This window comes from Candidatus Saccharibacteria bacterium (genome assembly GCA_016700015.1).
GTDB lineage: Bacteria > Patescibacteriota > Saccharimonadia > Saccharimonadales > Saccharimonadaceae > Saccharimonas.
In genome coordinates this window covers 570,354-595,067 of record CP064995.1, presented here as the reverse complement: position 1 = coordinate 595,067, position 24,714 = coordinate 570,354, and the positions used below count along the sequence as shown (strand labels likewise).

Below are 24,714 nucleotides of genomic sequence, written 5' to 3'. Positions count from 1 at the left end.
AGAAATCGACAATGCAAGACGTAAAACTAGACGAAATCGTGAGCCTAGCCAAGCGCCGTGGGTTTATTTACCAGGGGAGCGATGTATACGGGGGACTCAGCGGTACGTGGGACTATGGCCCACTTGGTGTAGCGCTCAAGCGCAACATTATGAACCTATGGTGGAAAATGTTTGTCGAAGAACGCGACGATATGTACGGTGTCGATGCGGCGATACTGATGAACCAAAAAGTCTGGCAGGCCAGTGGGCATGTCGATACGTTTACTGATCCGCTCGTCGAATGCCGCGAGTGCAAAGGTCGCTTCCGCGCCGACAAACTCGATGACCCAAACAAATGCCCGACGTGTGGCAAAGAGGGCACATTCGGTGAGGCGCGGGCGTTTAATATGATGTTCAAAACCAACGTCGGGCCGGTTGACGACGAGGCGTCGATTAGTTACCTAAGACCCGAAACCGCACAGGGGATATTTACCAATTTTCGCAATGTCGTCGATAGTTTTTACCCCGACTTGCCGTTTGGGATTGCGCAGCAGGGCAAGGCGTTTCGCAACGAAATCAGTCCGCGTGATTTTGTGTTTCGTGCACGTGAATTTGAGCAGATGGAAATAGAGTATTTTATTGCACCTGAAGCGTGGGAAGCCGAGTTCGACAAGTGGGTAGCAGCCTGTAAGCAGTGGTTCGCGGCGCTAGGGCTACCTGAAGAAAAAGTACATGAGCTGGAAGTGCCTGAAGAAGACCGTGCGCACTACAGCAAGCGCACGATCGACTTTGAATTTGACTTTCCCATAGGCCGCGAAGAACTAATGGGCCTGGCGTATCGCACCGACTTTGACCTCGGCAATATCCAGCGAGTCAGCGGCAAGAGCATGGAATATGTGGTGAAGGGCACAAACGAGAAATTTGTACCACACGTCATCGAACCAAGTTTTGGTGTAGAGCGCGCCGTGATGGCAGTACTAGTAAGCGCCTACCGAGTTGACGAACAAAACGGCGAAAAGCGCACGTATTTGGCACTGCCGGAGCACCTGGCACCAGTCAAATACTGTGTGAGTCCGCTGCTCAAAAACAGGCCAGAACTTGTCGCAAAAGCCCGTGAAGTATACGACGCTTTGAAGAAAAAATATGGCGCCGTCATGTGGGACGATAACGGTAATATAGGCAAACGCTACCGCCGCCAAGACGAAATTGGAACGCCGCACTGCGTGGTGATTGATTTTCAAACGCTTGAAGACGGCACGGTGACAGTGCGAGATCGAGACACGACGGAACAAAAACGGATAGCAACTTCAGATTTTTTCTAACTATGACCCTTCCTGATTCAAGTCTAGAGACAATAAAGCGGCAGAGGGACGCTCTCGCCAAACTACTCGATACAAACAACGCCCAGAGAGGTGAGGTGACCAAGCACTCACAAATCCTTAGCTTCAACTACATGTCACTTATTCTTACACTGTCTCTAGCGCTAGGAGCGGCATTGGTGCCGATTCTCCTCTCCAATCAGAACCTAGGGGTGGATGCACAGTACTGCCTCACATTCGCATCAATCGGCTATTTGTTGACCGCTTCGTACTTGCTTGTGTACATGAGTAAGCAAACGACATATACGGCGCACCTGTCACTCCTAAGTGGCATTCAAGAAAGGTACGACGCACTTCGGCTAAGAAATATGCTTTCAAAAGCGCTACTAGAAAAAAACGAAAAACACTTCCTAGAATACAATGTTGAATCAAGAAAGGTTGCTGAGGCTGTGGTCAACTCGCTGCCACGACAGGAGGGTATTGGAATCGAGCACCGTGACGATATTGCATTATGGTGTTTCTTCGCCGTCACTTCGGTGGCGCTGTACCCCGTGGTAAAGATGCCCATACTCCTCTATGGGTTTATAACCGGACTTGCGCTACTGGTACTAGCTGCAAAATTCTACATATCTTCACAAAAAAGCCGTAGTGTAAGAGACGAGTTCTCCTATTGGAATAGTAGGGGTATAGCAGAAGAGGCAGCGTTCAACCAGTATGTCGCGGATCTAATGGCAAAAAGTCGCCACAATCAGTCCTAACTCGAAAAGGCCGCAGCGTAACCAAAACTCTTGTATTTCCCGGTATCGGGAATTATAATAAGCATATGATAAAAGGCTATATAACTCTAAAGCAGGCTAGTGAGATTTCTGGCAAGGAAGTCGAAGCGCTTAAAAAGCAGTGTCAGGATGGGCGAATTCGCGGGGCGATTAAACAGGGAAAGGCTTGGTTTGTGCCCCACAGCGAAATAATTGTGGGAAGTGGCGCAGAAAATGGCACCTTGGGCTTTTTGCTTAGTATGATTGAAGCCGCAGGCCCAAACTCATCTGCAAGTGTAACGCTTGTTTCGAACGGTGCCTTTATTCAGGGTGAACTGATAGGACGAAAAGAATACATTGGTCGGTTTAGAAACGACCTGTTGAACAATATGCCATTTGCAGAGAAGGACAATGCATTTAAAGAATTCGCAGATAAATATTTTAATGACCTTGAAGGCCGCGACGAAGTCGGCACACCGAGTTTTATCCACCTGAAAAACGTATCGACTTCACAAATTGCCGATGGCGAAACGGTGAAAGAAAGTTATTTGCGCATTAAATACGAAGCGGTAGATGGATTTTTACTTGGTTCGATTGGACGAGGGGGCTAGATGTCATGACTGTCTACCGCTCGAAACAAACACTACTAAAAGGATCATCATACAGCGAAGTGGTAGCGAGTGCGCGTAAAGAATACAACACGATTCGTAAACTGACGAAGCGTCAACCCTATGTTAGATCGAAATATTTTCGGGGTGATAAGATATTTGTCACGGTGTTTTGGGATCATTTGATGCAAAAACACCCTAAAGAACGCCGTAAGCGGCTAAAATTTTATAATGCGGCGATAGACTTGATGCGTAACACCACCTTGGCTCCTGATACGATATTTAGCGAAGCCGATAAACATACACTCCTTCATCGATTTTATGGCGTATCGGCGGAGGGTCTGGAATTTTGCGTACAGGTAAAAGAAGACAAGCGTACTGGTCGCAAAGATTTCATGTCTGTATTTGCTAAAAAAACGACAACAAAAAAAATCTCCTGCAGTGTAGCCTAGAAACTACTCGCCGGAGATTCTGGAGACATGGCATGGCTATGTCTATTTGTTATGATACAGAATTATGGTCTAATAGTCAATACCTGGTACTTTGACCACCTCTATAAAAGTAGCTTTTTTTACAACGGGTGAAATATTTTGTATTCGCTAATGCGAATACAAAATATTTTTCATCGTAGCACATTTTTAAGCATAAATCAAATAAAATGCAATAGCATAAGCAGCTGGTAGCGTGGTTAAAAATTTAGGAAATATTGGATAGGCGAGGGTGGACTGCCCACTGCGATATACTGGGAGTAGAGTTAGCAAATACGACTTAACTAAGAAAGGTGGAGATATGAAAGCAATTTGGAATAATGAAGTTGTCGCAGAAGCGGCGAAAGAAGAACTAATTCGGATTGAGGGTAACTGGTATTTCCCACCTAGTAGTCTGAAACGCGAGTTCTTTCAAGATAGCGACCACCATACCACGTGTTTTTGGAAAGGCGAAGCTAGCTACTACGACGTGGTAGTTGACGGCAAGCGAAATGAATTTGGCTCATGGTACTACCCACAGCCAAAAGACGGATCGATAGAAAAAGTTCGAAATGACTTTAGTAACTACGTAGCGTTTTGGAATGGCATACAAGTTGTCGATTAGTTGAGCCGACAAGTCTAGGTGCGCTATACTTGAATAGATGGCACAAATAAACTTGCAGGTTGCGAAGCAGCAGAAGAAAGATGAGTTTTATACGCAGCTTGTTGATATTGAAAAGGAGCTGCGGCACTACAAAGAGCAGTTTCGCGGCAAAGTAGTGCTATGTAACTGCGACGACCCGTTTGAAAGTAACTTTTTCAAATACTTTGCGAGCAACTTTAATCACCTAGGGCTAAAAAAGCTCATTGCCACCAGCTATAGCAAGTCGCCAGTGGCGGGTATGCAGCTACCGCTGCCGCAGATTATTGGGCTGCAACCCACTGGCAAAGAACCGTTTAAAATCGAGATCAACGAAGTGCCAGATGTTGATGGCGATGGAGCAGTGGGAATTACCGACGTGGAGTATCTGCTACGGCACAACAAAAACACCGCCTCGCCGCTAGCTGGCAACGGCGACTTTAGGAGCGATGAGTGCGTAGAACTGCTAAAACAAGCCGACATAGTGGTGACTAATCCACCGTTTTCGCTGTTTCGTGAGTTTTTGAATTTGCTTGTAGAGCACAAAAAAGATTTTTTGATAATCGGAAACACGAATGCACTTACGTATAAAGAGGTTTTTCAACTGTTTAAAGATGATAAAGTCCGTACGGGTTACACAAACTTCAACGTCGGAATGTTCTTTGTAGTACCGAGCGATTGGGAACAGTACCACCATATTGACGCAAGTGGTCGGAAAATTGCCCGGGTTTCAACATCGTGTTGGTTCACATCACTTGATGTTGCGAAACATAAAGACATAATGAATTTGTATAAGAAATATTCCGCGAGTGAATATCCTGCATACTTCAATTACGATGCGATAGAGGTATCAAAGGCAGCTGATATCCCCATGGATTATGATGGCAAAATGGGCGTACCAATCACGTTTCTCGACAAGCATAATCCTGCACAATTTGAGATTGTAGGTTCAAGCATTACACTTGGAAAACCGATGTCGGAAATTGCAGAAAAGGGGATGTATCAGCAGGGTGGGCCTAGTTTTTATTTGAAAAATACTGATGGCACCTACACACGCCTTTATCACCGCGTAGTCATAAGAACGAGGCGTTTAAGCTAATGCCAAACATAATACTGGGGAGCGCTAAGCGGGAAAAGAACGACGAATTCTATACACAGCTCAAAGATATTGAGGATGAGCTGCGGCACTATAAAGAGCAGTTTCGTGGCAAGGTGGTATACTGCAACTGCGACGACCCGTTTGAAAGCAACTTTTTCAAATACTTTGCCAGCAACTTCAACCACCTAGGGCTGAAGAAGCTTATTACCACGAGCTACACCAAGTCACCAATTGCCGGTATGCAACTGCCACTGCCGCAGATTATTGGCTTGGAGCCGAGCAACAAAGCACCGTTTAAGATTGAAATCAATGAAGTGCCCGATGTAAACGGTGACGGAGCGGTAGGGATGGGCGATGTGGAGTGGCTGCTCAAACACGACGCCAATGTCGCGTCGCCGCTCGGCGGCAACGGGGATTTCCGCAGTGACGAATGCGTAGACCTGCTAAAACAAGCCGACATAGTGGTAACAAATCCGCCGTTTTCGCTGTTTCGTGAATACATAGCACAGCTCGCCGAACACAATAAAAAGTTCATAATCATCGGTAACAAAAATGCCATTACCTACAAAGAGGTTTTCAAACTAATCAAAGAAAACAAGCTGTGGCTCGGGTATCGTAATATCAACAGTGATATGTGGCTGGCTGTGCCAGAGGGCGAGAAGTACGAAAAGATTGTTGATGGTGTTAAGCTAAAACATATTATGGCTTGTTGGTTCACAAACCTAGATACCACCAAGCGACATGAAGTATTTGCAACCTATAAAAAATACACACCCGACGAGTATCCAGCGTACGACAACTACGAAGCGATTAATGTCGACGTCGTCGCAGACGTACCCGGAGACTATAGCGGTGTCATGGGAGTGCCGATTACGTTTTTGGATAAGTATAATCCAGCGCAATATGAGATTATAGATATTAACCCGCACTTTTTTGCGGTCACAGAACAGGGGCTACCAAAGCCCAGGCAATTGTCGCTGCACAGTGTCGGTAAAAAAGACCCCTATGCAAGAATTCTCATAAAGAAAAAAGAAGGAGCTAGCGTATGAATATTGAACTCCATCGCATAAAAATTCGCGATGTCGTACATGGCTACACCGATAGCCAGGAAGAAGGCGTCACTGCCTATGGCGGCAGGCTCAATATTCGGCCCAAGTACCAGCGCGAGTTTGTGTATACCGGCAAGCAGCGCGACGCAGTGATCGACACGGTGCGCAAAGGTTTCCCGCTCAACGTAATGTACTGGATGGTGAATGATGACGGGAACTACGAAGTGCTCGACGGTCAGCAGCGTACCATAAGTATCGCTCAGTATGTTGCCGGGGACTTTTCGGTGCGAGATGGAATGTACGACATGGGATTTCACAATCTAACGCACGATGAGCAAGAGAAAATACTTGACTATGAACTGATGATTTATTTCTGTGAAGGTACAGACAAAGAGCGGCTCGAGTGGTTCAAAACAATCAATATTGCTGGCGAAAAACTAACCGATCAGGAACTGCGCAATGCTGTGTACACCGGTCCGTGGCTAAGTGACGCGAAACTGAAATTTAGCAAAACCCACTGCGTGGCATATTTGCTGGCAAGCGACGGCGGGGCACTCCTAACCGGATCGCCCATACGACAAGAATACCTAGAAACGGCACTGTCGTGGATTAATAACGGCGAAGTTGCAGACTATATGGCTACGCATCAACACGAACAAAACGCTGATGAGCTGTGGCAGTACTTTCAGCGAGTTGTTGAATGGGCGCGAGCGACATTCCCCGTGTATCGCGGCGAAATGAAACACGTGCCGTGGGGGCCGCTCTACAATGAGTTTCACGATGCTCAGCTCGACCCACAAGCGCTTGAAGCTGAAGTAAAAAAACTCATGCAAGACGATGACGTAACAAGTCGGCCGGGAATATATATGTATGTGCTGACGCGTAAGGAAAAGTACTTATCGGTGCGGGCATTTGATATACGTATGAAACGTGCTGCCTATGAGCGTCAAAATGGGATATGCCCAGACTGCAAAGGCCACTATGAATTTGAAGCCATGGAAGGCGACCACATAACACCCTGGGTAGCAGGCGGTAAAACGACTGCCGAAAACTGTATGATGCGCTGCAGGGAGTGTAATCGACGCAAGAGCGATAGCTAGATTTGTCACAGCTATACGATATATGCTATACTAATAACACTAAAGTTTTTCCGCATGCGGTAGGGGTATGCTCCCTGAACGAAAACTTGCCTGGTCAGTTCAGCACTAACTGACCGACAACTAACCAATGTGTCGGCCGGTTTTTGGCGTGGCGCTTCTAAAAGAAAGGATACTACCATGGTAGCAATTATTCTTGGGGCAGGGCTCCTACTTTCATCAATTAGTTCATTGCCGTATTTGCGTGACGTCACTAAGGGCCGTGCGCGACCCCGCTTGGTGTCGTGGGCAATATGGACAGTACTGTTGTCGGCGATGACCTATATTGCGGTGCGCGAAGGCCAGGTGGCGAGCGCAGTATTGTCGATGGTGTCAGTAATAGGATGCGCGGCGATTGTTGTTGTAGGCTGGCGACAGGGAAGTAGGCGATTGACCCGACTTGATACTCTGGCATTGATTGGTGCGGCGATGGGCATAGGGCTGCTGCTTCTTGGACTCAGTCCGGTACTCTCGCTCACCGTGTTGTTAGTCGTAGATACGATTGCTTACATACCAACACTTCTGCATGCGTGGCGCGACCCCGAGGAGGAATCATTGATGAGCTGGGCGTGTTCTGCCAGTGGCAGTGTGTTGATATTCGCTGCTGCCCTCGTTTCTCAGGCGACGACGGCGGGCGTGCTGTATCCAGCCTACTCGGCGACATTTGGCGTTATAATGTTTGCGCTTCTTCTGAGTGGAAGGATGCGTGAAATTGCCAGCACCTACCAGACTGAAACAGGTGAATAGGGTGTTATACTATAAAAAATGTCCCATATATCATCACTCCAGTCGAAGGCAAGACAGAGTCAGTTGCTTCACACGAGTACACTTGTAGCGGTTAGTACGCTCGTGGGTATTAGTATAGGAGTGCTGCTGTCGGGTAGAGTGATCGACACGAGTCCAATCGTCGTGACTCACAGTGCTCCAGCTAAGACTACAAAGCTACCGACCTATAGAGCGTCCCTGCGTGCACACGATGTCGTAGTCCCGCCGATAGTAAACGGTGTTGCTCCTATTATCTCGCGCCTCGACACAAAACTGCCGGTAGTTTTTCTGACAATTGACGACGGTGCGTCAAAGGGCGAGGACTATTTGCTCTATATGCGTCAGAGGCATCTGATCGCATCGCTATTTTTGGCAGATGCGTTTATTGCTGGTCACTATGATTACTATAAGCCGTATGTTGAGGCAGGGTTTATCATTGAAAATCATACTGTGTCCCATGATTTGCGACTATTTCGAGCACAAGGCTCGTACGTATGGAACGAGATTTGTGGCATGTCGACGATCATAGAGCGCGAATATGGTAAGAGGCCGCAGCTCTATCGTGCCCCTGGCGGCGCCTCAAGTCCGCTCATGCAGTCACTAGCGGCAGACTGTGGAATGCGTGCTGTTGTCAGCTGGAGGGCGAAGGTGGATGGTGGAGCGGTACAGTATCAAGAAGGCTCGAGTCTTAAGCCGGGCGATATAGTAATCATGCATTTTCGGCCCGACTTCAAGGCAGATATCGACGCATTTGTCACTGCAATGCAGGCCTCGGGGCTGCATACCGAACGCCTAGAAGATTGGCTATAGGCCGTGCTACTATAGTGACATAAGGAGAACATGGATGAAGCCGCGACTTGTGATACAGCAAAAGATTACTGCATTTGTCAATAAATATAATGTCATGCAGGCGAACGAAGATGGTACTGCCAGGACACTTATAGGAATGGCGCAACAGAAACGCCTTGCGATGAAAGAAAAAGTGATGTTCTATACGGACGAAAAACGCGACCGTCTATCTTTTACGTTTCGTGCCGAGAAGGTGCTTGATGTCCATGGTCGCTACTTTGTAGAAGACGCGAGTGGCAAGCTGGTTGGTATGTTCAAAAAAGAGTTTATGCAATCGATTGTCAGCAGCACTTGGAAAATACTCGATGCGAGCGGAAACGAGCAGGTGATTGTAAAGGAGAGCAACCAAGTACTCGCAATTCTACGGCGGTTTGGTGGCGAAATACCACTACTGGGTACACTAGTAGAACTTGTCGTGATGTTTATGAAGTATCATTTTGTGTTTCTCGATGCACAAACAGGTAAACAAGTCGGTTCATATACAAAAACCACTCTTTTTCGTGACCACTACGTGTTACAGACTGATGACGAGCTATGGGCGCGTGTTGATTGGCGGGTACTTGCGGCCATGAGTGTGGCCCTTGACGCGCTTCAGTCGAGGTAGGAAGATAATAGTAAGTAAAAGGAGATAAGCGAGTATGCCACAAACGAAAGTACGCCGGATAACGGCAAAGCAAGCAAATCAAGAAGCGATTGAGGCCGGTCAGCCCGAACGCATCACCGGCCCGGGTTGGGCTGTCTGGATACTATCACGATTCCCTGGAGTGCGCTACCGCTACCAGCCATGGGGTAAAACAAAACGATCAGTCATCGCTGTGCTTTTGTATCTGGTGGCGCTACCAATCATCCCGATTGTTTTTGCTGCTGTATGGTATGCTAAAGACCCAGAAGGTTTCAAAAAAAGCCCGCTCATGCCTGTACTCGTGGCGGTGATTGCTGCATGGCTTGGTGGATTTGGCTGGGTGGCTAACCAAACGCCAATTACCGACGGATCACCCTATGCGAGCGTGAAAGCTCAAGCCGATGGTGAATCAAGTGTCGTTAACACTGACCCGGCAGCTGAAGCAAACCAGGTATCAAAAGAAAAGATTGCTAAACAATCAACAAGCAACGCAACCAGTGGTCGTCACTTTGAAAACTGTACTGAAGCATTTGACGCTGGCGTGTTTGATATCAAACGTAATGATCCAAGCTACGAGCGACGGCTTGATCGTGATAACGACGGCATCGCTTGCGAAAAATAACATTAGACTACAAATAATCAGCAAAGCCCGGGGTACACTGCTCGGGCTTTGTTTTTGGTGGGCGAGAGGGTATGATAGACGATATGAGAATTTTCCATACTGATGGCAGCGCGAGTCCAAACCCTGGGCCTGGCGGATTTGCGGTGATTGAAGACGGCAGGCCGGTAGTGCTTGGTAGCGAGGATGGCGATACGACCAATATTCGTATGGAGGGACGAGCACTGATAGCTGCAATGTCTATTGCATCTGGTGGGGCTTGTAGTATCTATACCGACAGCGAATTCTGGATCAATGTCATCACGAAGTGGGCACCTGGATGGGAGGCGCGCGGTTGGACAAAAAAAGGCGGTGAGATTAAAAATCTGGACCTGGTGCGGGAGGCGTACGAGCTATATGGGAAAAGCAACGCGGAACTTGTGTGGGTCAGGGGACATGTAGGACACGAGGGTAATGAACTTGCCGACGAATGGGCCAACAAAGCACGGGAAGGCATGAGACTAGAGGATTAATGGGGCTTTTTAGTGAACATCTCGTAGGGTGGGATGCGCCAGCCGCCGAACAGGGTGAGGATTGTGTTGAGCTTTTGTATGATACGGTACGCTGCCTGGGCGGTGATGCGAAGGTGACGACGCGTTTTCCTGGCAAAGCTTTTTTGCTGCCAGGTGGCCTAACCGAGTGGAGTGCACCTGACCGTAGATTACGCACACATATTGAACACGACCGCAACTATGCGGCACTTGTGCGCTATGTAGGCGATACGGCTAAGAAACTCGTTGTACTAGAGACTGAATCGTGGTTAATACGGCCTGAAAAGACACTGTATTATACCGAACGTAGAATGTATCGACTACAGTGGAATACAGAGGTGGTAGATGCACAGGTGTTGAAAGCCGAAATTATGAGTCCCACGACGGTGCATGCCGAAGCCCTAACAAGGGGATATAGGGATGATTTATTGCTTGAAGTTACTGAAGAGTTAGAATTTGATGAAGACAAGAATGAATGGAAGGACCCACGTTCATTTCGAAGTACTGAACATGAGCTACTGACAGCGGCCGATATCGATATACTACTTAGTAGGATAGAGCAGTTTCGCAGGGACGCTGTGAGTGCGCGCGGGATTGATTACCAAGGTGTTGCCTAGCGCCTCTCGCGCCTTGCAACCTGAATACATATTTGATACACTAGGTATGAACAATTCGTATACATACTCCTTTCGTCTTGCTGTACGTGGATAGACGAAAGGAGTTTTTCTATGACTGAATATAAATTGTACAACAGACACAGCACCCAGGCACCGCTATACTAGGAAGATGAATCAGGGGTTAGCACTCGAGGTGTTGCTGTCGGGCGAAAGCGCCCTTTTAACTGGCCCTGCCGGTACCGGTAAGACATTTCTGCTCAATCAGTTTATTCGGCTAAGTAAATACGAGGGCAAGCACGTCAGTGTAACTGCTACAACGGGACTTGCTGCGACCCATCTAGGCGGAAGCACGATCCATGCCTGGGCCGGGATAGGGGTGCACGACGAATTACCAGCGCATTTTCTCGACCAGTTATCGAAGGGGCGGCGGGAAATTATAGAAAAAACTGACGTGCTGATTATCGATGAGATTAGTATGCTGCATGACTTTCGGCTCGATATGGTAGACGATGTTTGTCGACTGGTGCGACGCAAAGACGAGCCGTTTGGCGGTATACAGCTTGTGATGAGTGGTGATTTTTTCCAGCTGCCGCCCATCAACCGCGAAGGGTCGCGCACCGGCGGATTTGTCGTCGGCAGTAAGGTTTGGAACGAGCTTGATCCAGTTGTTATTTACCTCGATGAACAGTTCCGTCAGACAGATGGTGATACACTTCATAGTATATTGACCGCGCTAAGGGCGGGCGATTTACGGCGGCACCACGCCGAAGCGCTGCTGGCGCGCACAGAAATACCCCTAGCTGACGATACGCAGCTTACCGAGCTGCACACTGTGAATGTTGATGTTGATCGTATCAATCAGCTGCGATTAGCCCAGCTGCCAGGTGACGAGGTGATATACGAGTGTCACACAACAGGAAGCGCAAACTATGTTGAGAATTTGCAGCGTAGCGTGCTAGCACCGAGCACCCTAACACTAAAGCAAGGCGCGCTGGTAATGGCAGTAAAAAACGACACCGCTCGTCGCTACGTCAATGGCAGTATTGGTACGGTAGTCGACTTTGAGCCCGGAACTGACTATCCAGTTGTTGATTTTATAAACGGTAAAACTGTGACAATGCAACCAGATACATGGGAGCTGCGCGACGGTGACAAAAAGCGGGCGAGTATTAGCCAGATACCACTCCGACTAGCCTGGGCGATTACCGTACACAAAAGCCAGGGTATGACGCTCGACGCAGCGCGCATGGACCTGCGCAAGGCATTTGTTGAAGGCATGGGCTATGTGGCACTCAGCCGTGTGAAATCGATCGACCACCTATATTTAGTCGGCATAAACCGGATGGCGCTTCAGGTCAGTCCTGAGGCGGCTGAAATAGATGTACAGTTGCGTAGTAGCGCGCTTAGTGATGCGAAGCGGTTCTCACACCTAAAAACAGCCGCTGCCAAACGTAGTACTGACCCACTGGTAAAAAAGAAACCGAAGACAAGCAGTGGCTGGGCCGAAAAAATCGCGAAAATGCGCGAGACCTACCCCAATGCTTATCGTCCATGGACAGTGAGTGATGATGCGACCCTTAAGCTTGAGTTTACCAACGGTGCTTCTGTTAAAAAGTTGAGCAAACTACTTGGTCGTCACGAAAATAGTGTAGTGATGCGACTTCAAAAGCATTATGGCGAAGATATAGTACAGATATAAAATGGTAGTTCTACAATAAAAACCTACTAGTACAATGTGCGGTTTATAGTTACTATTCAATACTATTTATCATGCTGCAAACCATACAACAACACAAATTAAATATATAAACAATAATATCAATGACACAATGATGACAAAACACAAGTAGACTATAACATAAGGCTATGAAAACTGCAACCATTTTTGTATAACAAACAATAATGACTGTCAATTGGTAAGTATTTGTACGACTCTTTTAGGTTTGCGCTTGCCCGTATACAGGTAGTACACTGGTACGCATGACAGAAACTACAGCAAAACCCCAAACAGCCCCAACCGATATTTTTCACTGGGCAAATATGGCCGACAAAGATAAAGACCAACTCGACATCGACTTATATTTGTTTACAAAAGGCTACACTGTATACGCCACCAATTATGCCAAAGAACTAAAGGCTCAACTAAAAGTACTGTTTCTCTACGACATGATCAGTACAGTACAAACCGGTGCTGCGACTGGCATGCTAGTACGTGATTTTGAAGCGGCGGCTGCCGAGGATAATGTGCTGGAGCGTACCGAGCTAGAAAAGGTAGAGCATGCCCAAGAAGTGATAGAGCAGATACTGTACGGCGAAGAAGGGCTCGAAGTGTTTCGCGAAGGTGACCACGAGTTCAAAAAAGTAAAAGGCATTATAGCGCGGTTTAAAAAAGCTGGTGCCGAACCATTCTTTATTGCAAAGCTCCTACCGCAATCACAGGTGCTTAAAGGCGCCACTGCTTGGATGTATAACGGTGACTCATTTCAGCCGTTTAGTGCCGATGCCGGGTTGCGTATTACACCGGACAACCAAGTGCTAGTGGCGGGGAGTGATATTTTTGCCTTTAGCGAAGTGAAATTTGTACGCATGTTTGGATATGATGCCAAAAAATTTGCGGTGGCCGAGGAAAAAATTAAGGAAATTGAGGAACATTTTAAACTGAAATTCCCCGAAGGGTTGACGTTTGATGCGTTGGTACGTGACACGCCAAGCCTGGTAAGCAAGCTGCAAAAAGTCGAAGTGGGGAATGTGACGCAAGACCAAGTGGTTGACCATGCTGATACGATGGGACTTGAGCTTATGACTGATGATGCAGCGGGGGCTATCATACTGATGGATGCCAAAGACACCGCGAAGTTTGTCAATTTACTCAATGACGATTATATCACTAGTGATATGACGGGCATTCGCTATGAAGTAAAAGGCAAAAAAGAGCTCCGCGGTACCACTTCTGAATCAAGCGCGGCCCCCGGTGCTTAGCCGACAGCTTACTGATATAATAGCGCTATATGCCTAATCGACCAGCGCACGGATTTACTAAACATTTTCTATGGGGAGCGGCGACAAGCCCTCATCAGTATGAGGGGAGTTGTCACAATCAATGGACGGTGTGGGAGCTTGAAAATGCCAAAGCGCTTGCTGCCCAGAGCTCGTACCAGTACGATGATTTACCGGTATGGCCAAAGATAAAGTCGTTGGCGAAGGCTCCCGCGAATTATACCTCTGGACGCGCTGCGGGCGGGTATAATCTTTTTGAGCAGGATTGTGCGCTAGCGCGAGTGATGAATTTGAATGCGCTGCGTATAGGGATTGAATGGTCAAGGGTACAGCCAGAAGAGGGAGCATGGGACCCTGAGGCGATAAGCCATTACCGACAACAGTTGGTGGCAATGAAACAAAATGGTATCGAACCGGTTATTACACTATTTCACTATACGTTGCCAGTGTGGTTTGCGGCTAAAGGTGGCTTTGAAAAGCGAGCGAACGTGCGTTATTTTACGGAATATGTGCAGTATATCATGCAAGAACTGGGCGGTGGTATGCGCTATATCATCACAATGAACGAACCGCAGACCTATGTTGATATGAGCTATATCCGGGGCAAGTGGCCACCACAGGTAATGAGTAGTCGACGGGGATATATGGTGCTTGGCAATCTGCTATATGCTCATCGAAAGGCGGCGGAGCTAATACACGCTGAGAATCGGCGTTTTAAGGTGGGAATTGCTAAGAATTATGACTATATTTACCCTGGTGATGACGCCTGGCTCAGTGAGCGGAGCGCGGATATACTGCATTTCAAACAAAACACTCACATATTACGCCGTGTGGTGAAATCGAGTGATTTTATAGGGATAAACTACAAGGGTAGCCAGCGTGTCTACGGTTACCGGGTTCATAATCCTAATGAGCGCATGAGCGATGTTGATGCGCAAATGGATCCCGACAAGTTACGACATGTTCTCCAGCAAGTGCACGATGCATACCATTTGCCAATCATGGTGACGGCAAGCGGTGTGGCCGATCACCAAGATCAGTACCGTAAGTGGTGGTTGACACAAACTGTTGTTGCGATGCAGGCGGCGCTGCGCGATGGCGTGCAGGTGATTGGGTATATGGTCTATGCTCTGACTGATCAGTTTGAATTGGATCGTGGTTTTTGGCCGCGCTATGGTCTGGCGGAAGTCGACTACCACACACTAAAGCGGACGGTACGACCGAGCGCTGTTTGGTATGCAAAGATACTAAAAAAGCTAAGGAGTTAGTATGGAATCACCTTTTGGCGATGATGAGCTAAAGATTGCTGTGATCGGTGGAGGCACGGGAAGTTTTACGCTGCTTTCTGCTCTAAAAAACCATACCTCTAAAATTGCTGCAATCGTTACTATGGCAGATGATGGTGGTAGCACTGGGGTGCTCCGTGATGAACTAGGTGTGTTGCCACCTGGCGACGTACGCCAGTGCTTGGTTGCACTTAGTGATTCGCCAAAAATCCGCGACCTCTTTAACTATCGTTTTAGCGAGGGCACATTTGAAGGCCATTCGTTTGGCAACTTATTTTTGACTGCTCTCGAAAAGTCGACGGGCAGTTTTGGGGAAGCAATCGAAACCGCTAGCGAAGTGCTGCGGGTTAATGGCACGGTGATACCGGTGACCTACGACAATGTGCGCCTAAAGATGACTTGGTCAAAAGGTAGCGTGACGCTGCATGGTGAGCGGGTGATTGACTCCGATCATTTCAAAAACGATCCTCGCAAAGCGCGCCTTAGTCTTGAGCCGGCTGCGGCGGTAAACCCTCTAGCAATTTAGGCTATCGACCAAGCGGATCTGGTAGTAATTGCACCAGGTGACCTCTACACCTCACTCGGGCCGCTACTAATCATTGATGGTATTGGTGATGCTCTGCGGCGGACTCGCGCGAAGGTAGTATACGTTTGTAATCTTGTGACTAAAGACGGTCAAACCAATGGGTTTACCGTGAGTGATCATGCTAAAGAAATCGAACGTTTCGGCGGCGGCAGCTTCCTCGACGGGGTTATCTACAATAATCAGATACCATCGAGACGAATACTGGAACGCTACAAGGCAGAGAATGACTATTTGGTTGAGGTTGATGAAGCCCAGCTATTAGCGCAGCCGTACCAAGCGATCGGTGGTAACTTTTTGGGTCAAATTGCTCGCTATAACAGGGAGGACACGCATTTGCCGGTTGTACGCTCATTGATTCGTCACAATCCCACTACCGTTGCCAGCGCACTGATTGAGCTGGTGCAGCCAGTCAATAAATAGACTTTTTCGAGTAATAGTTGTAAAATATACTTAATGAGAGAGTTGGCACCCAACCCGACTAGCGCAAGCCGTCGATTGCTCCGTATCCCTGATGCAATTTTCTTTGATGTCGATCGATGTGCCGTTGATACTATGCGTGCGTTTTCGATCGCGGTCGAGGCAACAGCCTATAACACGCCGCTAACTGCTAAACAACTCTATGATGAGTATGAACGAGCCAAGAGAAGCGGCGAGTCCTATAATGTCGTCGGGTTCATTAACCACTCACTCGAAGGCACTGGGTATTCGTGGCAGGCAAATGTTGAGCGGGATTTTATCGAGCGAGGGCGAGGGCATGATTTGCTGATGAAGCATGCTCGTAAGATTATAGACTATGCGGTGGCTGAAGACATGCTGCTGGCAATGTTTACGTACGGCGCATCATCACCTGATCGCAATGATCAGAAATGGGCCGATGCAAAGGCTTGGCAGTTAGCTAAAATCTCTGCAGCTGGCCTTGACGATTTGCCGGCGTATGTCTGCAACCAAAAGGACAAAGCGGCTAAGATTATGAAATGGTATGAGGAAGGCGATGGCTTTTATCTTCCTGCGAGCATGTCACCTGAAGTTGATTTGCAGACAGTGGCAAGACGTATCATCTTGCTTGATGACAAAACGGCAAGCTTTGCCAGCCTCATGAGACCACTCTTTGGCATACGGGTTACTCCAGAAGACGAAGCCAATCAGCACGATTTTCAGAGTGGGCACTTGCCTGGCGGTGTTGTAGCAGTCCATGGGATGATCGAGGCGCTCGGAGCGATAAAAGCGTTCCGTAGCGTGGTGGCAGACTAATCACTATATTGACAATATATCAATCTTGTGCTATAATGAAAGTATCATGAAAGTGATAAAACAAACATTTCCTCATAGCGCTTCGACAGCTCCATCTGTAAAGTCACTGGTTTCAACTTGTCTTGTGTACGGCATATTGTTTGCAGTATGGATGACACTCCAGTTTGCTAAATAGTCAATAACACGTCAGTGCTATAGCAAAAAATACCACACCACCTACCAGGCAACTGGTATTTTTTGTATCTGTTGCTAATTTGACTTATCCACAAAACTGTGGATAAACGAAAGCATAATGAGAAAAAATGTCAAAAAATGGTATTGCTTATTATTGACGGAAACGCGTATTATGAGCTCAGTGGCAAACGCGGAAGTACCGCCAACACAAACACCACAACAAAAAAACCAAATGATATACTTCGGGCAGATTCTCGAAATCGCATACCAGCTAGAAACGGTAGTGCGCTGCTCTATTGCACGAATGTAGTGTCAGAAGGGAAGCCTAGACGCTTCCCGAACTCGCTTGCTTACCCATCTATCCAAAGGACAGGACCTTAACAAATCAATCAGTAAACGATATCCTCGAGATCAGCAATCTGGTAGTGAGTCAGTGGTTTATCGACCCACACTAAACCTAGTCGAATGTTCCTTCCTCTAACACAACACCTCCCAAAAAACTCCACCTCACACATAAGTCTCTCAATAGTCGCAAGAATCGGATTATGCTCTGCTTTGCAGACCCCGTCGGCTGCGACTGACAACTTATCAAAAACAAACATTACCATGCGAAAACAAACATACAAGGCTTGCTACCAGTTTGGTGATCTCGAAACACCGCTACTTGTATATCATACGTCGACACCTTGTCGAATTACGGTTACAATAGGGGTGTATGAGTATCAAAGAACATCCACCACTTCATGTTCCGGTTTTGTGCGATGACGTACTGGCGGTGCTGCAGCCCCAATCAGGCGAGAATTATCTCGACTTGACGGCGGGGTATGGCGGTCACGCGCGGAAAGTCCTGGCCCAAACCACTAACTATACTGACTCTGTTCTTGTCGACCGTGATGAGCATGCTACCAGCACGCTTCATGACCTAAAAGACAAGGGAGTGCAGGTACTTTCTACCGATTTTCTGGCAGCTGCCAAACAGCTCGTCGAAGACGGCAGACAATTTAGTTTGATATTACTTGACTTGGGGGTGTCATCACCACAGCTCGATTTACCCGAGCGAGGATTTTCCTTTACAAGAAGTGGTCCACTCGATATGAGAATGGATCAGCGCCAAGGCCAAACGGCTGGGACGCTGATTAATACTGCAACACGCACAACATTAATCCATTTTCTAAAAGAGTATGGCGAAGAGCCAACGCGTACTGCACAGCGGTATGCCGACGCAATTATCGCCGCTCGGCCACTGCACACCACAGGAGAACTCGCCGAAGTAATACAGCGCGCCCATGTCGGCAAGTGGCAAAAAACCCACCCAGCGACACGCACCTTTCAGGCCTTTCGCATATGCGTCAACGATGAGCTCCGCCAGGTTCGTGAGATCATGCCGCTGCTCCCGAAGCTCCTAAAACAGGGCGGAAGGGTAGGCGTCATTAGCTTTCACAGCCTGGAGGACCGCATCGTGAAGCGCTACTTCGCGGAGCAACATGCTGCTGGCTACGAATCGGAACTCCAACTACTGACCAAAAAACCGATCGCCGGCGACACTAATGATGTTCACAACCCGCGCGCTAGGAGCGCCAAACTCCGCGCCGCTGTGAAAAAATAAACACCAAAGAAAGGGGACGGTAACGGCAATGCCAGTACACATCCCAGTACAAAACGCGTCACAGGAATTCAAAGTAGAAGTTCGCTTCAAATAGTTTTTGAGTTCATGCGCGCATGGAGGTCGGCCCCAATACGGCAATAGGGCCACGCGGGCCGACACTCCACCAATACAAACACTAAAACAAACAATCCACCACATGTCTTATACACGTACCGCACAATTTACCAATCGGCGCACGACAAACTGGTCGCGTAATCAAAATACGGTTCAGTTTGTGTCGGCTGTCAAGCTTGGTCCGGTGACTCATACGGTGCTCGTGGCACTAATGATTACCGTACTGGGTCTGATTTATCTAACCCAGGCAACGAGGGCTTCAGGCTATGACTATGCTGCCAGCGACATTACTGATAAAATATCGGCACTGACGGAGCAGAAAAAAGACCTTGAAGTTGAGAATGCTCGATTGACGGCACTACAAGCAGTCAAAAACAGCAGTGTTGCGAAAAATATGACCACTCCGACCGATGTTCAACGCGTCAGCGAATAGTTATGGAACTTCATTTTACCCCAAAAAGCCGCGCTAGGGGACTGGCGATTGTCATAGCCATCATACTGGCACTTTTTGTGGTGCGACTTTTTTATATACAAGTTATTCAACATAATTACTATGTAGCACAAGCCGATAGCGAACAGATTAAGCAGTTTACTCTGCGCGCTAAACGCGGTGAAATTTATGCCATGGAAGGTTCGACGCCAGTCAGACTCGTGATGAACGAGACGGTATATACTGTGTGGGTTGACCCGGTACAAGTGGATGACAAACAGGCGATTGTCGACGCATTAAATAGTGTAGCGGGTGGCAATACGCGCAAAGACTTTGCGCAGTATATAGACCGCAGCGGCACACGCTACCAAGTACTCGCAACAAAAGTGTCGAGAGCGCAGGCTGAGTTATTGAAGAAAAAAAATCTTGCTGGGGTTGGTTTTGACGCTGTAAGCCAGCGTGTCTACCCCGAAGGTCAGCTTGCGAGCCAAGTGCTTGGGTTTGTGGACGCGGAAGGGCTGGGGAAGTATGGGATCGAGCAAGCCAATAACGATCGATTGAGCGGCCAGAACGGGTTGTTAAAAACTGTCACTGACGTACGCCTGGTACCGCTCACGGTGGGTGATAAAAATATTAATAAGCCGGCAAAAGATGGTGACAATTTGGTATTGACTATTGATCGCAATATTCAGGCCGAAGCTGAAAAAGCACTTCTTGAAGGCGCACAGCGTACTGGGGCGACGCAGCTTAGTGTGATCGTCATGAATCCAACGAACGGCAAGGTACTCGCAATGGCAAATTTACCGACTTACGACCCGGGCAAACTAAATGAGGTAACTAATGCCGCAGCTTTCAATAACGATACCGTTAGTAACCCTTATGAACCGGGTTCTGACATTAAAACATTCACGGTTGCAACAGGCATAGACAAGGGTGTGATTACACCTGAATCAACCTATAACAACACCGACTACATAAAGATCGATGATATTACCGTCAGCAATGCTAGTAAGGGCCAGACTGGCATGATTACCATGCAGCACGCCCTGAACTGGTCGCTGAACACCGGTATGGTAACGATTGCCCAACGGCTTGGTGATGGTGGATCGATTACTAGGGGCGCGCGTGAAACAATGTACGACTACTTCCATAATCGGTTGCGGCTTGGTCAGTTGACGGGTATCGAGCTTGCCAATGAAGCCAAGGGTGTGGTAGTTTCGCCAGACGAAGAGCAGGGGAATGCGGTGCGCTACAGCAATATGGCGTTTGGACAGGGGATGGATGTGACAATGCTGCAAGTTGCCAGTGGTTTTAGTGCGCTCGTCAACGGCGGTACGTACTATGCGCCGTCAATCATCGGTGGCACGATTGATCAGGAGGGAAACTACCATGCTGCGATGGCAAAACCACAATACCCCGGGGTGATCAGTGCAGCCTCATCGGCGACAGTGCACGAGATGGTGTATAAAGCGCGCCAGGCTTTTTACAGCAAAACCGACAAACCCGGCTACTATGTTGGTGGTAAAACCGGCACCTCGCAGACGCTCAAAAACGGCAAATATGTTAGCACAGAGACAATCGGCACCTACCTTGGATTTGGTGGCGAAAAGGGAGCCAAACCGAGCTATGTCATTATGGTCGAAGTGGCAGGCAAAGACATGAATCTTTCGGGTAATGCCCATGCTATGCCAATATTTAACGAGCTATCCAACTGGCTGCTTGATTATTTGCAACTAACACCCAAAGAATAGAGGTATAATAGAGCAATGAACATACATAACTTTACTACCGAAATGAATGCCACGTTCATGCTCAGTGTTGGCGCATTTCTGCTCGCAATGGTTTTGACACCTATCTACACCTACTTCGCTTATCGCTATAAATTTTGGAAGAAGCAGCGTGTCACGAGTACGCTTGGCGAAAAGTTAGAAGTATTCACCAAACTTCATGCCAACAAATTCAGCGGTACCGTACCGACAATGGCGGGAGTGATTGGTATTACGGCAATTGCGGTTGTGACCTATGTGTTTAATCTCGATAGAGCACAGACCTGGCTACCGCTTGCGGCGCTGCTTGGTGGGGGCTTTGTGGGATTGCTGGACGATCTGATAAATATCCGTGGCGCCGGCACTGGCGTAGCGGGGCTTAGGTCAAGTATAAAATTCGCAATGATCATCGGACTTAGTTTGGCACTTGGTTGGTTTTTCTATGTCAAGTTAGGATATGATGCGATCCACATTCCCTTTGCTGGTGACTTTATGCTTGGTGCGTGGATTGTGCCACTATTTGTGCTGGCGGTAGTAGCTACTAGCAATGCTGTAAATATTAGTGATGGGCTAGATGGACTGGCGGGGGGGTTGCTTTCAATCGCGTATGCTGTGTTTGGAGTAATCGCACTTTTGCAAGGACATCAAATGATTGCTGGGTTTTGCTTTACGGCGGTTGGTGCACTGTTAAGCTACCTATGGTTCAATATTTACCCGATGCGCTTCATGATGGGTGATGTAGGCAGCTTTGCGTTCGGTACTAGTCTCGGCGTGATCGCAATGCTTACAAACACCCTGTTCCTTCTACCGATTGTGGGGGTTATCTTCGTAATCGAGGCTGGCTCAAGCCTGTTGCAAATGATAAGCAAAAAGTTCTTTCATCGAAAAATTTTCATTTCTGCACCGATCCACCATCACCTAGAAGCGCTCGGCTGGCCAGAAGTGAAGGTGACTATGCGATTCTGGGTGATTGGCTGTGTCGCTGGCTTCGTTGGTCTACTCCTGGCACTTGCTGGGGGTCATGTGTAGTGGAGCGAGCACGTCGTCAAGCAGGCCGTGTGTCTACTAAGGTGAGCGAGGGCTTGCAGCGGCGGCATCGGCCAGACTACCAAATCGTACTTTTTATGGGGCTATTGATGCTTTTGGGGCTGATACTCATGTATGCTATCGGGCCACAGCGCGCCAATGTTCTGAATAAGGTTCACAACACTGACTTTTATACCGATACCTACTTTGTTGTTAAGCAGGCGGTTAGTCTGACGGCAGCTATAGCGGCTTTTGTTGTTCTGAGTAAAGTACCGTTTGCAGTCATAAAACGCTACGCCATGAAGTTGATGCAGATTGGGCTAGGACTCGTTGCCTTACTATTTGTTGCCGGCAATTTGCTGCATATCGATGCGATTGCCACCAACACTCTTGGAGCATACCGATGGTTTAATTTGGGTCCGCTGGGAGGCTTTCAACCAGCCGAGGTGCTGAAGATTGCGCTGCTGATTTACCTTGCGGTCTTCCTTAGTAAGCGTAGCAGCGAGGGAGCGATCAATAATATCGAAAGGACAGTGCTGCCAGTGGTTGGTATTACCGGACTGATATTATTTATCGTCGTCGTACTCCAAAAAGACATGGGAACTGGTATTGCGTTTAGTTCGATTGTCGGTGCGATGTTAACAATGAGCGGAATGAGCTGGAAGTTGTTGTTACAAATGTTGGCAATCGCCATGATGATCGGAGTGCTGCTAATTGTATTTGTGCCACATCGTCGCGAGCGCCTAACGACATTTCTGATGGGCGACAAAGCAACCGACAGTTCGCATGCAGCAGCCGACGACAGTAACTATCATATTAAAAATGCTATGATTGCTCTCGGTACGGGGGGTTTAGTGGGGCTAGGGATCGGTAATAGTATACAGGCAACCGGCTATTTACCTGAAGCGATTAATGATTCAGTGTTTGCTATTATGGGCGAAATCTTTGGTTTTGTCGGCGTAACGGTGATTTTAGGCTTGTTCGGAGCGCTGTTACTGCGCATTTTACGGATTGCTGATAGGTTGACTGATATGACTATGAAACTGGCTGTTGCTGGAGTTTTTGGATGGCTGGCGGCGCATGTGGTGCTAAATGTCGCATCAATGATCGGCCTCGTGCCGCTTACCGGCATCACGCTGCCGCTACTCAGTTTTGGCGGTACAAGCATGGTGTTTGTGGCCGGTGCACTCGGGCTCGTCTACCAGCTCTCGCAGTTTACGTCACACAGTACTATAATGGAGCCTAGATATGAGAATTCTAGCAGCCGGCGGCGGATCGGGGGGTCACGTCACCCCAGTCGTCGCGGTTTTACGAGAGCTTAAGCAGCGCGTCCCTGACGCGGAGGTGAGATTTTGGTGCGACCGTAAATTTGCCGGTTCGGCGCGCAGTGTTATGGGGCATTTTGATGATTCAATTCGTATTGACACAATTATTAGCGGCAAATTACGACGATATCATTCACTGACACTCTGGCAACAACTGCGCAACCTGCGTGGGATTGTATTGCCAAACCTACGCGATATGGTACTGGTTGGGGTGGGGTTGGTACAGAGTAGTATAAAACTTCTGCTATGGCGGCCTGATGTCGTGTTTACGAAGGGTGGCTTTGTCTGCTTGCCGATTGGCCTAGCTGCTAAACTACTGGGCATACCCCTGGTGATTCATGACTCCGATGCGCATCCTGGCCTTACGAATCGCATGTTGGCCAAATGGGCTACAGCTATCGGTACAGGGGCGCCCCTGAAATTTTATTCATATCCAACAAAAATTTCTCATTATGTCGGCGTACCGGTAGTGGCAGAGTTTACGCCCTACTCAGCTGAGCGGCGTCGCAGAATAAAGCAACAGCTGGGCTTTACGGCCGAACGTCCACTTGTGGTGGTGACGGGTGGTGGACTTGGCGCTAAACGCCTTAACGATGCTGTTGCCGAGCAGCTGCAATTATTGCTAGCTCGGACAAATGTGATTCTGATTAGTGGGGAAGGGCAGTATGATGAAATGCGGGCACTTACGCCGCAAAATGATGAGCGATATCAGCTACACTCTTTCGTCAGTAAGGGGATGGCGGACATGCTTGGTGCGGCCGATGTAGTAGTGGCAAGAGCTGGAGCGACGACAATCCTTGAACTTGCGGCCTTGGCCAAGCCGACGATCCTTGTGCCAAATGGCTACTTAACCGGTGGTCACCAACTCAAAAACGCTGCGGTATACGCAGAGAAAAACGCCGTCAGTATCATAGATGAAAATGAACTCGAAGCTCGCCCAGAATTACTCTACGATGAAATCATGAATATCCTCGCTGACAGTTCTCGGCAGCGGGTGATGGCGCAGGTATTTAGCGAATTTGCCAAACCACACGCGGCGCGTGATATGGCTCTCCTAGTGCTAGCTGCAGTCAAAAACCAGAGTTAGTATGCAAGCACA

The 24,714-nt window shown here is 48.1% G+C and carries 26 protein-coding genes; all 26 read left to right on the top strand.

Translation table 11 applies throughout. The annotated features are described in order from the left end of the window. Nucleotides 1-11 precede the first annotated feature (11 nt). The 26 genes from IPM09_03310 (at nucleotide 12) to IPM09_03185 (ending at nucleotide 24,702) form a co-directional block, all read left to right on the top strand. On the top strand, nucleotides 12-1,301 hold the full coding sequence (locus tag IPM09_03310; GenBank protein ID QQS22468.1) for a glycine--tRNA ligase: 1,290 nt from the start codon (nucleotides 12-14) through the stop codon (nucleotides 1,299-1,301). Between the two features lie 95 nt (nucleotides 1,302-1,396). Further along, nucleotides 1,397-2,056, top strand: a complete 660-nt coding sequence (locus IPM09_03305; GenBank protein QQS21528.1) for a hypothetical protein — start codon at nucleotides 1,397-1,399, stop codon at nucleotides 2,054-2,056. A gap of 65 nt (nucleotides 2,057-2,121) precedes the next feature. Beyond that, complete coding sequence (locus tag IPM09_03300; protein QQS21527.1) at nucleotides 2,122-2,664, top strand: hypothetical protein; 543 nt, start codon at nucleotides 2,122-2,124, stop codon at nucleotides 2,662-2,664. Between the two features lie 5 nt (nucleotides 2,665-2,669). Continuing rightward, a complete protein-coding gene (locus IPM09_03295; GenBank protein QQS21526.1) occupies nucleotides 2,670-3,113 on the top strand; it encodes a hypothetical protein in 444 nt (147 codons plus the stop codon). A 337-nt stretch (nucleotides 3,114-3,450) separates the two neighbouring features. Beyond that, nucleotides 3,451-3,753, top strand: coding sequence for a DUF427 domain-containing protein (locus IPM09_03290; GenBank protein ID QQS21525.1), 303 nt, complete (start codon nucleotides 3,451-3,453; stop codon nucleotides 3,751-3,753). Between the two features lie 37 nt (nucleotides 3,754-3,790). Beyond that, nucleotides 3,791-4,867, top strand: coding sequence for an adenine-specific methyltransferase EcoRI family protein (locus IPM09_03285; protein QQS21524.1), 1,077 nt, complete (start codon nucleotides 3,791-3,793; stop codon nucleotides 4,865-4,867). Next, nucleotides 4,867-5,916, top strand: coding sequence for an adenine-specific methyltransferase EcoRI family protein (locus tag IPM09_03280; GenBank protein QQS21523.1), 1,050 nt, complete (start codon nucleotides 4,867-4,869; stop codon nucleotides 5,914-5,916). The genes IPM09_03285 and IPM09_03280 overlap by 1 nt, the downstream gene beginning before the upstream one ends. After that, nucleotides 5,913-7,016, top strand: coding sequence for a DUF262 domain-containing protein (locus IPM09_03275; GenBank protein ID QQS21522.1), 1,104 nt, complete (start codon nucleotides 5,913-5,915; stop codon nucleotides 7,014-7,016). Before IPM09_03280 ends, IPM09_03275 begins: the two co-directional genes overlap by 4 nt. Nucleotides 7,017-7,193: 177 nt before the next feature. After that, complete coding sequence (locus IPM09_03270) at nucleotides 7,194-7,799, top strand: hypothetical protein (protein QQS21521.1); 606 nt, start codon at nucleotides 7,194-7,196, stop codon at nucleotides 7,797-7,799. 18 nt (nucleotides 7,800-7,817) lie between these two features. Next, nucleotides 7,818-8,627 (top strand): polysaccharide deacetylase family protein, encoded by an 810-nt coding sequence (locus tag IPM09_03265; GenBank protein ID QQS21520.1) that lies wholly within the window; start codon nucleotides 7,818-7,820, stop codon nucleotides 8,625-8,627. A gap of 34 nt (nucleotides 8,628-8,661) precedes the next feature. Then, entirely contained in the window at nucleotides 8,662-9,270 is a 609-nt protein-coding gene (locus IPM09_03260; protein QQS21519.1) for a hypothetical protein, read from the top strand. Between the two features lie 34 nt (nucleotides 9,271-9,304). Next, a complete protein-coding gene (locus IPM09_03255; GenBank protein QQS21518.1) occupies nucleotides 9,305-9,910 on the top strand; it encodes an excalibur calcium-binding domain-containing protein in 606 nt (201 codons plus the stop codon). An 83-nt stretch (nucleotides 9,911-9,993) separates the two neighbouring features. Then, a complete protein-coding gene (locus IPM09_03250; protein ID QQS21517.1) occupies nucleotides 9,994-10,419 on the top strand; it encodes a ribonuclease HI in 426 nt (141 codons plus the stop codon). Further along, nucleotides 10,419-11,054, top strand: coding sequence for a hypothetical protein (locus tag IPM09_03245; GenBank protein ID QQS21516.1), 636 nt, complete (start codon nucleotides 10,419-10,421; stop codon nucleotides 11,052-11,054). Before IPM09_03250 ends, IPM09_03245 begins: the two co-directional genes overlap by 1 nt. 169 nt (nucleotides 11,055-11,223) lie before the next feature. Then, nucleotides 11,224-12,753, top strand: a complete 1,530-nt coding sequence (locus IPM09_03240; GenBank protein QQS21515.1) for an AAA family ATPase — start codon at nucleotides 11,224-11,226, stop codon at nucleotides 12,751-12,753. 281 nt (nucleotides 12,754-13,034) lie between these two features. Then, nucleotides 13,035-14,033, top strand: a complete 999-nt coding sequence (locus IPM09_03235; protein ID QQS21514.1) for a DUF4868 domain-containing protein — start codon at nucleotides 13,035-13,037, stop codon at nucleotides 14,031-14,033. A gap of 29 nt (nucleotides 14,034-14,062) precedes the next feature. After that, nucleotides 14,063-15,319, top strand: coding sequence for a glycoside hydrolase family 1 protein (locus IPM09_03230; GenBank protein ID QQS21513.1), 1,257 nt, complete (start codon nucleotides 14,063-14,065; stop codon nucleotides 15,317-15,319). Between the two features lies 1 nt (nucleotide 15,320). Then, a complete protein-coding gene (locus tag IPM09_03225) occupies nucleotides 15,321-15,863 on the top strand; it encodes a YvcK family protein (GenBank protein QQS21512.1) in 543 nt (180 codons plus the stop codon). A 3-nt stretch (nucleotides 15,864-15,866) separates the two neighbouring features. Beyond that, nucleotides 15,867-16,343: a YvcK family protein gene (locus IPM09_03220; protein ID QQS22467.1), complete on the top strand. Its 477-nt coding sequence runs from the start codon at nucleotides 15,867-15,869 to the stop codon at nucleotides 16,341-16,343. A gap of 33 nt (nucleotides 16,344-16,376) precedes the next feature. Next, nucleotides 16,377-17,174: a hypothetical protein gene (locus IPM09_03215; protein ID QQS21511.1), complete on the top strand. Its 798-nt coding sequence runs from the start codon at nucleotides 16,377-16,379 to the stop codon at nucleotides 17,172-17,174. A gap of 889 nt (nucleotides 17,175-18,063) precedes the next feature. Continuing rightward, on the top strand, nucleotides 18,064-18,954 hold the full coding sequence (rsmH, locus tag IPM09_03210) for a 16S rRNA (cytosine(1402)-N(4))-methyltransferase RsmH (GenBank protein ID QQS21510.1): 891 nt from the start codon (nucleotides 18,064-18,066) through the stop codon (nucleotides 18,952-18,954). A gap of 196 nt (nucleotides 18,955-19,150) precedes the next feature. Then, complete coding sequence (locus IPM09_03205) at nucleotides 19,151-19,501, top strand: hypothetical protein (GenBank protein QQS21509.1); 351 nt, start codon at nucleotides 19,151-19,153, stop codon at nucleotides 19,499-19,501. A 2-nt stretch (nucleotides 19,502-19,503) separates the two neighbouring features. Next, complete coding sequence (locus IPM09_03200; protein ID QQS21508.1) at nucleotides 19,504-21,249, top strand: penicillin-binding protein 2; 1,746 nt, start codon at nucleotides 19,504-19,506, stop codon at nucleotides 21,247-21,249. 15 nt (nucleotides 21,250-21,264) lie between these two features. Next, complete coding sequence (locus tag IPM09_03195) at nucleotides 21,265-22,293, top strand: hypothetical protein (protein ID QQS21507.1); 1,029 nt, start codon at nucleotides 21,265-21,267, stop codon at nucleotides 22,291-22,293. After that, entirely contained in the window at nucleotides 22,293-23,612 is a 1,320-nt protein-coding gene (locus IPM09_03190; GenBank protein ID QQS21506.1) for an FtsW/RodA/SpoVE family cell cycle protein, read from the top strand. Before IPM09_03195 ends, IPM09_03190 begins: the two co-directional genes overlap by 1 nt. Then, entirely contained in the window at nucleotides 23,539-24,702 is a 1,164-nt protein-coding gene (locus IPM09_03185) for a UDP-N-acetylglucosamine--N-acetylmuramyl-(pentapeptide) pyrophosphoryl-undecaprenol N-acetylglucosamine transferase (protein QQS21505.1), read from the top strand. Before IPM09_03190 ends, IPM09_03185 begins: the two co-directional genes overlap by 74 nt. The last annotated feature ends 12 nt before the right edge of the window (nucleotides 24,703-24,714 follow it).